Here is an 11342-nt window from a genome sequence, read left to right on the forward strand (position 1 = left end):
CTTCATCGACAAACGCAGCAACACGCTCACGCAACGCAATCGGTAACGGCTTGCCCATCGCAGTTCTCCTTCGAACCACAATGAATCATCACACAACTCAAATGGGAATCCTGAATCACGTCAAACGCGACACGCTCTAGGTCGTGTTGAGCTTGGTAAAGAAATGGTCCTGGCTGAAAGCCTGGGCAATGAACGTCGCAAAGCGGCAAGGACGACAAAAGGCCATTGTCGCGCTCACGCGCCAACTGGCGGTGATCATGCATCGCATGTGGAGCGACGGCACCGAATTCCGCTGGACAAGAGAAAACACCCTCGCAGGCATCTGAACGGGCTGCCGGAAAGGAGACGATAAGTTCCGCCTGCTGTTGGAATGACGTCCTTCGCGGGACGATGGATGAGGTGGGTTCGCTTGCGTTCTTGCATCGGTCGCCCTATCGTGATCAGGACGCGCGACAGATTGGGCCGCCTCATTCTACTGATCCCGTCATGGGAGGGCCAAGCAGCCGATCCCGAAGAGAAGCAACGGCGCGCGAAAGACGTCAAATACCCGTGCAGCCGAAAGTTTGAAAGCGCTTGACCTCAACACCCCGAATAGAGAAGAATCCCGGGCTGCGCGGCGCGTCTTCCCGCTGCCCTGCAATCAGGTCCGGAAGAACGCCTATTCTTTGCGGCCGGCCCATATGCCGCGTGTATGGTTCAGGTGCTGGCGCATCAGGTGAACTGACAAATCGGCATCCCGCTTTATCAGGGCGTCAAGCAGCACATGGTGTTCCTTCATGGTCTCCGAAAGTGCACCTTCGCGCAACAAAGTCGCGATGCCATGAAGACGGGTCTGATCCCGGAGGTTTTCGACGAGCCGGACGAGACGCGAATTTCCGGTCAGTTCCATCAAGCGCACGTGAAACTCTGAATCGAGTTGCAGAAATTCAGGAAGATCGCCTTCTGAGGCAGCCTGCATCTGCTCAAGCAAAGGCTTCAGATCGAGCAGATCTTCATCGGAAGCCCTCTCGACAACCATGGCCATAGCGGGCGCTTCCAGCATGCTGCGCAGATCCCGGATTTCATCCAGATCCTCATCCCGGATCGCAAGCACCCGGAAACCACGGTTGCGGATAACTTCAATGAGCCCCGAATGTTCTATGTCGAGGATCGCCTCCCGCACCGGAGTGATAGAGATACCCATATCCTTTGCCAGTGCTGCTGCTGAATAAACGTGGTTCATGGCCAGTTCACCCGAGACAATCCGCGCGCGCAGCAACGCAACGACCTGACTGCGCAAGTCAGTTCGTTTGATCGTATTTAGGGCCTTTGTGCTTTCTTCTCTCTGCATTTTCAGCCCCGCAATCGCCATATTAATCACTGCCCCCAAATTGACCGGTTTATCCAGCGTGAGAACAGTTCCATACTGCTTCTCCGAAGCCAACTCATAAAAGATAGGCCAGAGCGGCACGCGTGCTGTTTAGAGGGTATTGCCTGCGCAGCCGCCGTCACTGACACGGGCAGCGCTCCATAGCCGGTAAATCTCGCTTGCTACCACCAGATCTTCAAAAGCGATACCAACAGATTTGAAAATCGTCACGTCCTTCGTGTTGCGACGCAGGGGCGTTCCCGTAACGGCGTCTCTCAAATCCGCGACCAGCGCCTCTTCGTCAAGAACGCCCTCTTCCATTGCTTGCAATATGTCGCCAGCTTCTCTGAGAGCCGAGGGGCGGTTCTCCACCATGATCCGGCCGCGCGCCATCAATTGCCCATCCAGCTCGCGCATGCTGGCATTGAAGGCTCCTACAGCGTTGATATGGCATCCCTCGCTGACATCCGTCGAGTTCACTACCGGAGTGGTACTTGTGGTGCAGGTGCAGATGATATCAGCCTGCGCCAGCGCTTCACGGCCTGCAACGCGCACATCCGTGATGCCACACCCTTGTGCAAAGGCGACAAGCTGTTCTGCAGTTTCGCGGTTGCGTGCAACAACAGAGATTGTCTCGATCGGACGCACGGCCAGCATGCTCAGCACATGGCCGGTCGCCTGAGCGCCCGAACCAACAATGGCCAGATGCCGGGCATCGTTTCGCGCGGCAAGATCCGTCGCAAGCGCCGAAACCGCTGGCGTGCGGATATCGGTCAATGCGTCGCCCTGCATCGTTGCAAGCGGAGCAAGCGTATGCGCATCGAAAAGCACGTAGATTGCCTGGACCGTTGCGATGTTCATCTTGGCATTACCCGGGGCCACCCCGACCATCTTGACGCCGACATGCTTTGAATCGCTTGCGGGCATGAACAGGAATGCGCCGGCAGGCAGTTCGTGGGCAGCACGAAGAATCAGCGTCGAAGCATCGAAATCGCGGAAAGCAGAGCGCAGAACTTCAACCGCCGCGCTCATCGACAAAAGCCGGCGCATCTCTTCACAGCCGATATGCGGGAGCGCCTCGGAGGTTGTGCTGATTTTTCCTATCACGTCAGTTCTTTCCCACAGCAACCGTCATTTTGTGATCCCGGCACGATGAGCCGAGTTGGCGCCCCAACTCGGCGAGCGGAATATGGCAGAACACCTCATGTCCCGCGCCGTCAGACTGGAGTGGAGGGGCCTCAGCGTCACACTTGCCGGCGATCTTTCGGAAGCAACGCGTGTGGAACACACAGCCCGCCGGGGGGCTGGCGTGGCGAGCCATCTCGCCGTTCAGAACGATCCGCTTCTCCTCGCCACCCACATGTGGCGCGGAAGACAGAAGCGCTTCCGTATAAGGGTGATGCGGACCTTCGAAAACGGCCGCCGCCGGGCCAATCTCCATGACCCGTCCAAGATAGAGCACCATGATCCGGTCAGAGATATAACGCACCACACCCAGATCATGTGAGACAAAGATAAAACTCAATCCTTCGCTGCGTTGCAGATCTGTCAACAGATTGACGATGGCAGCCTGCACGGAGACATCGAGCGCCGAGGTTGGTTCGTCACAGATGATCACCTGCGGGGCACCGGCGATGGCTCGCCCGATCGCCACGCGCTGCTTCAGGCCTCCGGAAAGCTCCGAAGGTCGGGCGGCAAGATGATGCGTGTCGAGGCGCACCTTTTCGGCAACGGCGTGAACCCTTGCTTCCAGTTCAGCGCCTTTGAGACCCAGAGATTTTTGTACGGAGCGCCCCAGAATGCTGCCAATGCTGTGACGGGGATTGAGGGACGAACCCGGGTCCTGAAACACCATCTGGATGGCGCGGACCTGTTCGGCATCCCGGTCCTGAACTTTTGCCGGCATCACCGCATCGTCATAGAGCAGGCCAGAGCCGGGATCGGCTGGCTGCAGCCCGGCAATGACATTGGCGAGCGTGGATTTGCCCGAACCCGACTCGCCCACCACACCAAGAACCTCGCCCTGCTGAAGGCTGAATTCGATGCGGGACAGAACCTGAAATCTTGAAGAGCCTTCCCCATAACTCTTGTCGACATGGCGCAACTCAAGCGGCGCAGTCACACCCTCCCGCACGGCTTCACTGGCATATTCACCCAAAGGAGCCAGAACCTCCCGCTTCAGACCGGGCACGTCCTCATGCCTGATGCACCAGGATACATGACTGCCTCCGTGATTGACTGCCGGGGGCTGTGCAAGCGTGCACTCAGGTTTCGCCAGGGGGCATCGCTCATAAAAAACGCATCCACTTATCGTGGCACCCGGGCGTGGGGGGAAACCGGGAATGGTTGCCAGCGGCCCATCAGCCTTGCGGGCACCCCAATCGGGCACACATTGCAACAATCTGGCCGTATAGGGGTGACGCGGAGCCTTGAAGATTTCCCCGGTCCTACCCTCTTCCACAAGCCGGCCCGCATACAGGACGCCGACGCGATCGCAGATCTGCGCGATGACGCCAAGGTTGTGGCTGATGAACAGATAGGAGACGCCAAGCTCTGCACGCAAATCCCGCAGGAGATCTATGATGTCGGCCTCGACGGTCGCGTCCAGGCCGGTGGTCGGCTCATCAAGGATGATCAGCTCCGGCGAGGCCGAGATCGCCATGGCGATCACCACCCTCTGCTGCATGCCCCCCGAAAGCTGGTAGGGGTAGCTGTGCATGACCTTGTCGATATCCGCGATCTTGACCTTGCTCAGCGCAGCTTCGGCATGGCGGACAGCGTCTTTTCCGGAAAGGCCTCGCAATTCAAAGACTTCGGCAACCTGCCTGCCGATGGTCAATGTCGGGTTGAGCGCAGTCGAGGCGCTCTGATACACCATGGAAACGACAGAACGGCGCAAGAGGCGCAATTCGCTGCCTGACAGGCTGGATACATCCTTCCCGCCAAGCAGAATGCGCCCTCCCAGCGACACGACGTTGTCTGCAAGGTAATGCACCGCCGAAAAGGCGACCGTTGATTTACCGCAGCCGGACTCGCCGACCAGGCCATAAGTCTCGCCTCGCGCAACCTCGAGCGAGACGCCGCGTACTGTTTCCAGCGCCTTGCCGCCGACACGGTAGGCGAGGCGGAGGCCTTCGATTTTCAGAACCGGGCTGACAGCGCGCGCGGTCCCGGCATTTAACGCCTTGGATTCAGCGGACATCGATGACGGTCTTCTCTGCAATGATATTTATGGAGATGACGAGGCTGGCGATCGCCAGAGCGGGGAAGGCGACGGGCCACCAGAAGCCGGCGCTCAGCATGCCGTAGCTCTCATAGATCGACAGCCCCCAATCCGGCGTGGGAGGCTGCACACCCAACCCCAGAAAGGACAGGGTCGCTGTGACGAAGATCGCGTATCCAAGCCGCACAGTGGCTTCCACCACTATGGTTCCGGTAATGTTCGGCAGGATTTCGCGAAAAAGGATGTAGGGCATGCTTTCAGCGCGCATCAGCGCGGCATGGATGTAGGACCTGTTGCGTTCGGCAAGCACGGCCGCGCGGACAGTACGCGCGACCACCGGCACGAATACCGCGCCGATCACCAGCAGTACCGTCATCGAGGATGCCCCAACGGCGACAATTGCGATCATCGCCAGAAGCACGACCGGCACCGCCAGCAAGGCTTCGAAGAAGCGCATTATCAGTTCGGAAACGATGCCACGAAAATAGCCGGTGATGAGTCCGAAAATCGTGCCTATGGTGATGGCGATAGCCGTGGCTGAAAGCGAGATTTCAACGACGCTGCGGCTACCGACCATGACGCGCGACAGCACATCGCGGCCAAGCTTGTCGGTTCCGAACCAATGGGCAGCTGATGGCGGCTTGAGCCGTTCGATCACCGACACGGCAAGTGGATCATAAGGCGCTATGCGGCTGCCCAGTATGGCGCAGATAACCCAGAAGCCGACAACGATAAGACTGATGATGAGGCCTGGCGACAGGCGCACTCCGCGCAGAGGGAGAATGTTCACAAGGCTGCTCATCGCGCTCCTCCGCTACGCAGCCGCGGATCGAGCGCAAACTGCATCAGATCGCCAAGAATGGTCACGAGGAAGAAGACTGCGCCCACGATCAGGACGCCGCCCTGAAGAACCGGAAAATCCTTCTGCGTGGCGGCGATATAGAGCGCCTTGCCCACGCCGTTGTAGTTGAACAGAACCTCAATGACGACCAGACCGCCGAAGATGTAGCCGATCTGGGTCGCGACCACTGCGATGGTGGGGATCAGACCGTTCCGCAGAACGTGGCGCGCCAGCACCAGATAAGGCGGCAGGCCCTTGAGATGAGCAGTGCGGGCATAATCGCTTTCGAGCGCAAGGATCAAACCGGCACGGGACATGCGAAGTACATAGCCGCCCAGTCCGATCACCATGCACATGGCGGGCAGGAAGAGATGGTATATCTGTTGCAGCAGGCCAGCCCCGCGCGGTGCGGTTCCGGTGATCGGAAACCAGCCGAGGCCCAGTGAGAAAATGATCAGAAGGGTAATACCGGTCACGAAATCGGGGATTGTCGTTGCACTGGCAGCGCCGAGCGTGATCACCTGATCTGTGGCCGTGCCACGCTTGAGTGCTGCCCAGATGCCCCCGCCGATCGCCAGCGGCAAAAGCATTGCAATGACAAGAACTGTCAGCTTGGCAGAGTTCAGCAATGCCGGGGCCAATATCTGCCATACAGGCTGCTTCAGGCTATAGGAACGCCCCAGATCGCCCCGCAGAATCCCTGTCAGCCATTCCGCATATTGTTGCATGATGGGCCGGTCCGTTCCGAGCTCCCGGTTGAGAGCGGCGACCGCGACATCGTTGGCTGTACCGCCGAGGATGCGTCGCCCCACGTCGCCCGGCAACGCATTCGTCGCGAAGAAGAGGACAAGACTCAGCAATGCCAAAGTGAGTACCGCCATCAGCAGGCGATAGGTCCAGAACCGCAACTGTATTCCTCCCATTGTCGTCTTTCTCAGTCGTCCGATCCGCCCTGCTCCGAATGAGGGGAAGACTGAACCTGACTGAAAACTGCGCAGCTGCTTTGCCGGATGCTTTCCCGGTCAGGGCTGCGCGGCGCTCCGGCTCTTGCCCGGAAAAGCAGATAAGGGGCAGATTGTCCCCTTCGCATGCTGCTGGTCAGCGCCTGTGCCTCCATGCAGGCAGGGGTCCGGCCGCCAATATGGCGACCGGATATTCAGTATCGCTGCACGGCAAGCAGAAGCCACAGGTTCAGCGGTTGCCTGCGCCGACGTTCAGACGACGAAGCAAGGCTGGCGATGCCGTGGTGTGGAGAACCTCGCCAAACGAACCGCGGAACAACCCGCTGAAATATTCGCCATATACGGCCTTGCCGCCCTTGAGCCAGGCAAGCTCATCAATGCCGGCTTCGGTAGGCAGGAATTCGACAGCCGGCTCTCCTGATACCGACTTCAATGAGGACGAGGAGGAAACATCGCGCTTGATGATCTGCTGCAGCATCACTTCATCGCGCTCGACATCCGGAATTGCCTGAAGCAGCAGGTGGGGATTGCGCACAGCCCCGGCGGGCGGCGCTGCAGCGGCGCTGCCTTCATCTACGATAACGGACAGGTTCATCCGCGCCGTTGAACGCTCTGCGGTGGAGGTGACGACGCGGCCGGTCCTCTGGAACTTCAGGGTCGCATATTTGATCGGGAAGCCCATCGCCTCGCGGCCCGGCGCCGTACCGAAATCCTTATTCTTGAAGCAGTGCGCATAGTAGCCGCCAACATGGTCGCCATAGCGCACCGGAAGCACGACACCGGTCGAACCGTAGTAATCGCCGAACGTCTCGTCATATTCGGCCAGGCCGGTGATCGTGGTGTACACATAAGCCTCGATCCAGGCATAGGGCGCGACGAACTCGAAGGGCGTCGGAGCCAGAACCCGCTCGATCTCGGCACGATCCACTTCCATAAGGATCGAAATACCAAGACAATCACCGGAATAGTTTCCGGTCGTCTGGTACAAAGGATGATGCAGAGGAGTGCTGATAGGCGTCTTTGCAGTCATGGAATGATTACCTTGAGTATATCAGATGTTTGAAAGGCTGATTTTGTGAAGTTCGACCATGAATGACGGGTTCACGCGGAAACCCTGCACATGGTTGCGCCAGGCGGAATTGAGATAGCTCACATAGGGAATGACAGCGGGCGTTTCCTCAAGCAGCAACGCTTCCAGCTTCCCCGAAATCTCGCGCTGACGCTCAAGATCCGAGGCCCCGATATAATCGGTAACGAGCTGGTCCACCTCGGCGTTGGCGTAGCGCATCATGTTGTAGACGCCATCGGAGGTGTAGACCGAATTCAGAACCACGTTCGGCGTCGCCCGTGATGTGAACTCGCACATAGTCATCTGGCTGTCGAGGAAAGGCGAGGTTCCGGGCTTGAGGTCGCCATAATAGGTCGCCTCGTCCATGATGTTGAGCTTGACGTTGATGCCGCCTTCGGCCAGCTGCGCCTGTACCAGCTGGGCGGCGTCTTCAAGATCGACGCCGGTGAAGGTGGTCAGAGTCGCCTCGATGCCATCCGCATAGCCGGCCTCCGCAAGAAGCGCCCGGGCGGCAGCCACATCGCGCTCACGCTGGGGCACTGCAGCGCTCGATGAGGCATATTGCGGGAAGAAGGGACTGTCATTGGCAATGGCTCCGGCCCCTGCCAGAGCCCCGTCGACAAGCACACTACGGTCGACGAGCAAGGCTACGGCGCGGCGGACACGCTTGTCGTTGAAGGGGGCGGCATCTGTCCCCATGCCAATGATCCGGAAGAAGGTGGTGGGGAAGGAAAACTGCGTGATCTCGGTATTGCCGATCATCGAAACTGCATCGACCGCCGAATAGTTATTCAGTGCATCGACGCTGCCGCCCATCAGGGCAATGATGCGTGCCTGAGGCGAGTCGATATAGTTGAAAGTCACCTCATCGAGATGCGGCAGGGTCTTCGGGTCCCAGTAATCGCTTCTGCGGGTGAAGGTGATGCCCTCACGATCGCTGCGGGAGACGGTCCACGGCCCAGTGGCTACAAAATTCTTTTCGAAATCGCCCGGCTGATACCCCTCCGGCAGAATGATCAGATTGTAGTTGTCGCTGCTGAGCATGTAAGGAAAATTGCCGTTCGGCACCTGAAGGTGCACTTCAAGGGTCGTGTCATCGACAGCGACAGCGGCTCCCTTTTCAACCTGATCCTTGAACACAGAAAGGGCGTTGGAGCCAACTTCGGGATCGGCGTGCAGGTTGATCGTGTAGGCCACGTCTCGTGCCGTCATCTTCCTTCCGTCATTGAAGGTGACGTCATCACGCAGCTTGAACGTCCACACTTTTCCGGTTTCGTCCGATGACCAGGAAACGGCCAGCATCGGGCTCAGAACATAGTCCTGATCCACCCAGGCAAGGTACTGTCCGAAACTTCCGACAACGGGAATGCCGCCCTCATCGGCGATACGCAAAGGATCGAGGGTTTGCGCCGGCCGCGCGACACCGATGGTGAGCGCGCCGCCGCTCTTGACCTCCTGAGCCATGGCAGGCCCGGAAAGGCCTCCACTTATGCGGATTGCGCCAACAGTCAGCCCCAGCAAACCTGCAGTTTGCAGCAGTTGGCGGCGTGAAAGCTTATTGCGGTCGTTAGCAGCAATTCGGCCGAAGCCGGTTTTATCAATACCCATCATCAACCCCCCCCCCCCTTGGTAGTTTGTTATAAAGTCTTATGCGTAAGGTATTGCACATAAAGCAGCGCCAGGCAATGCGCCTTGTGGGAAAATTGAACGAGCACGAAAAAGGGACAGGCTGGTTTAAATGTCCTTTAAAAACAGAATATTAGATGTTTGATCCCAAGCTTTGATGGGGTATCCCTATCGCTTGAATTGAAGGATGCGCTATGGGTCAGGTTCACCACTTGCTCGACCAAGGCTCGGCAAGGCAAGACCTGTTGCAAGGGCCGCACGATCCCCATGGACAAGCTGGACCGTCTGGTCGCCGATCATATCGGCGATCGGCTGCTCCAACCCAAGCGACTGGAAACTGTCCTCGCCAGCGTCATCGACCGGCGGCAGGAGCGCGCCGAGCGCCGCCGCGAGCATCTTGCCGAGCTTCACAGGCGAATCACGGAAGCCGACCAGCGGCTCGCCCGTCTCTTTGACGCCATCGAGGCGGGCAGCCAAAAGGGCAAATCCGAGCAGGGGGCGTCTGAGTGAAGGCAATCTTTAGGTGGTCTTTTTTTGCTCGGCTCCTCTTTTCAGTCCAGGCAAACCTGCCGCCCCATCCAGCATCCGCGCCGAGGCGTACCCGGGTGGGAGTGGCTGCCGTTCCACCGGGATAACAGTGCCGGGAGACTCGAAACAGATCACCTAGGGGTTCGCACGTCCGGTTCATGTGTGGTCATGACTGAAGAGAAATAGTTGGCCCCACACGCTTGATTGACAGGGGTATCCTTGCGCAATATGGGGTTGGATACAGCAATCAAAGGCGTAAAAATTTTGAAGAAATCCTCGCTGGATCTACGGAAACTGGCTGGCGAGGGTCGCTACAATGCCCATCGGATTTTTTCCACCAAGCGTCGGTGGTTTATCTGTCTAAAATATTTAGCCGTAACGCTTTCCCACTACAGAGGAATGGGGAAAGCTGCTGATAATAAAACAGTTGTTTTTGTTAAAAGCCCTAATCAATTACGATACTGGGGATTTATAGAAGAAACAATAAGGGAAGAATTTGGACCTATTGATGTGTTTACATCATCTGGAAAGCCTGAATCCGACTTATTGCGCGTAACTATAAGGTTTTCCACCTTAGCCATATTAAAGCAATTGTTTTTCCTGATTTTGGCATTTGTCACGGGAAGACGGAGATTTCTTAATCTTTATTTTCTAAATTTTCAAAAAGAGATGGACCGTGTTGTCTTGGAGACGTTCCAAGGGGTTAAGCATCTCATATGTTTTAATGATCAGCCGTATGATGTTGCTGCTGTCCTAAATTCACTCCATCGGACTTCTGATTGTCGTACGGTAGTTGTACAGCATGGCTTGATCCTCAGTGACGATTTCTATTTCCCAACCATCGCAAACGAGTTCTGGGCTTGGGGTAGCCTATCCGAAAAGTCTTTCCGTAGCTGGTCGGCCGACAGCAAGCTTATTCTTCGAGGCAGATATGCATCCGATTTAGACGTGATGCAAAAGACATATATAGCCCCCAATGACCCGAAGATGATTAATTTGCTAATTGCGCCGTCGCACAAGCACGAAGAGGTTCATGAGCTATTAGATTCAGTGTTGTTTGGATTGACGGAAAAGCAACGGTCATCTGCTAAGATCGCCATTAAGCTTCATCCATCAACTAAGTTCAAAAAGCGGGTATTTCATTCGCTGGCCCGGAAAGCGCCTTGGCTAAGAACTGTGTTCGATCCGATGGAGGAGTTAGCAGATCGTTACGATGCGTTAATCACCAAAAATTCTACCTCCGCTATCGATTTTTTGCTGCGGGGGAAGCCAGTGTTTTTTCTGGCGCCGGAACCAAATGTGGAATTTCCATCACTGGACTATGGCTTCCCTGTGAGTGATGTCGGCCCCTTAATTGATGGCACCCATGTTGTATCAAAGCAGGTTAATGCGGCCCGTAAACGATTTCTACAGGGTGCGATTAACGTTTAGCGAAACTTCATGGATGCGTGCTGAGGCGTTGAGGAAAGTGACAGTCCTAACGCCTTCGTCGCATTGGACCGTGTCTGCGTGTCGGAATTGACATTTACCAAGGCGGGAGCTCGTGCGATAAGCCGCCGGATGGTCGATCGTTCTGCATATCGTCGGAATCTCGTTCGCCGGCACTGGTCTGCCCCCATAAGGTGGTCCGTTTTCAGTCTTAATGCATGATCGGCTTTTCAACCATCGCCTGTGCCGATGATGGTGCCGATCCACGCGGTGGCGCATGCCAGATGATGGCCTCGGGTGCCGGCGGTTTGTAGGCG

The 11342-nt window shown here is 57.0% G+C and carries 9 protein-coding genes and 1 pseudogene; 3 read left to right on the forward strand and 7 right to left on the reverse strand.

Going from position 1 to position 11342, the window contains the following annotated elements:
• Positions 1–140: 140 nt before the first annotated feature.
• Positions 141–326: pseudogene (locus tag AC5XE7_RS20195) on the forward strand (IS110 family RNA-guided transposase); the annotation flags it as partial.
• 332 nt (positions 327–658) lie between these two features.
• Here the strand turns inward: AC5XE7_RS20195 and AC5XE7_RS20200 are convergent.
• The 7 genes from AC5XE7_RS20200 to AC5XE7_RS20230 all read right to left on the reverse strand — a co-directional run bounded on the left by AC5XE7_RS20200 (position 659) and on the right by AC5XE7_RS20230 (position 8907).
• A complete protein-coding gene (locus tag AC5XE7_RS20200; protein WP_495367392.1) occupies positions 659–1450 on the reverse strand; it encodes a GntR family transcriptional regulator in 792 nt (263 codons plus the stop codon).
• A gap of 9 nt (positions 1451–1459) precedes the next feature.
• A complete protein-coding gene (locus AC5XE7_RS20205) occupies positions 1460–2455 on the reverse strand; it encodes an ornithine cyclodeaminase family protein (protein WP_495367391.1) in 996 nt (331 codons plus the stop codon).
• Between the two features lies 1 nt (position 2456).
• Positions 2457–4550 carry a dipeptide ABC transporter ATP-binding protein gene (locus AC5XE7_RS20210; protein WP_495367390.1) on the reverse strand — a complete coding sequence of 698 codons (2094 nt, stop codon included), beginning with the start codon at positions 4548–4550 and terminating at the stop codon, positions 2457–2459.
• The gene (locus AC5XE7_RS20215; protein ID WP_495367389.1) at positions 4540–5373 is read right to left on the reverse strand and encodes an ABC transporter permease; all 834 of its coding nucleotides are present in this window, start codon (positions 5371–5373) and stop codon (positions 4540–4542) included. The genes AC5XE7_RS20210 and AC5XE7_RS20215 overlap by 11 nt, the downstream gene beginning before the upstream one ends.
• On the reverse strand, positions 5370–6335 hold the full coding sequence (locus AC5XE7_RS20220; protein WP_495367388.1) for an ABC transporter permease: 966 nt from the start codon (positions 6333–6335) through the stop codon (positions 5370–5372). The genes AC5XE7_RS20215 and AC5XE7_RS20220 overlap by 4 nt, the downstream gene beginning before the upstream one ends.
• A 268-nt stretch (positions 6336–6603) precedes the next feature.
• Positions 6604–7404 (reverse strand): acetoacetate decarboxylase family protein, encoded by an 801-nt coding sequence (locus tag AC5XE7_RS20225; protein WP_495367387.1) that lies wholly within the window; start codon positions 7402–7404, stop codon positions 6604–6606.
• Positions 7405–7425: 21 nt separating this feature from the next.
• Positions 7426–8907 carry an ABC transporter substrate-binding protein gene (locus AC5XE7_RS20230; RefSeq protein ID WP_495367386.1) on the reverse strand — a complete coding sequence of 494 codons (1482 nt, stop codon included), beginning with the start codon at positions 8905–8907 and terminating at the stop codon, positions 7426–7428.
• A 429-nt stretch (positions 8908–9336) separates the two neighbouring features.
• Here AC5XE7_RS20230 and AC5XE7_RS20235 point away from each other — a divergent pair, with 429 nt between their 5' ends.
• Together AC5XE7_RS20235 and AC5XE7_RS20240 are read left to right on the forward strand one after the other, a co-directional pair.
• The gene (locus tag AC5XE7_RS20235) at positions 9337–9579 is read left to right on the forward strand and encodes a hypothetical protein (protein WP_495367385.1); all 243 of its coding nucleotides are present in this window, start codon (positions 9337–9339) and stop codon (positions 9577–9579) included.
• 252 nt (positions 9580–9831) lie between these two features.
• Positions 9832–11028, forward strand: a complete 1197-nt coding sequence (locus AC5XE7_RS20240; protein ID WP_495367384.1) for a hypothetical protein — start codon at positions 9832–9834, stop codon at positions 11026–11028.
• The last annotated feature ends 314 nt before the right edge of the window (positions 11029–11342 follow it).

Source organism: Aquamicrobium sp. YD-1-mutant5 (genome assembly GCF_059509755.1).

Coding starts and splice junctions, on each gene's coding strand:
- AC5XE7_RS20210 (WP_495367390.1), bottom strand. CDS start 4,550: ATGTCCGCTGAATCCAAGGCGTTAAATGCCGGGACCGCGCGCGCTGTC.
- AC5XE7_RS20215 (WP_495367389.1), bottom strand. CDS start 5,373: ATGAGCAGCCTTGTGAACATTCTCCCTCTGCGCGGAGTGCGCCTGTCG.
- AC5XE7_RS20220 (WP_495367388.1), bottom strand. CDS start 6,335: ATGGGAGGAATACAGTTGCGGTTCTGGACCTATCGCCTGCTGATGGCG.
- AC5XE7_RS20225 (WP_495367387.1), bottom strand. CDS start 7,404: ATGACTGCAAAGACGCCTATCAGCACTCCTCTGCATCATCCTTTGTAC.
- AC5XE7_RS20230 (WP_495367386.1), bottom strand. CDS start 8,907: ATGGCTCAGGAGGTCAAGAGCGGCGGCGCGCTCACCATCGGTGTCGCG.
- AC5XE7_RS20235 (WP_495367385.1), top strand. CDS start 9,337: ATGGACAAGCTGGACCGTCTGGTCGCCGATCATATCGGCGATCGGCTG.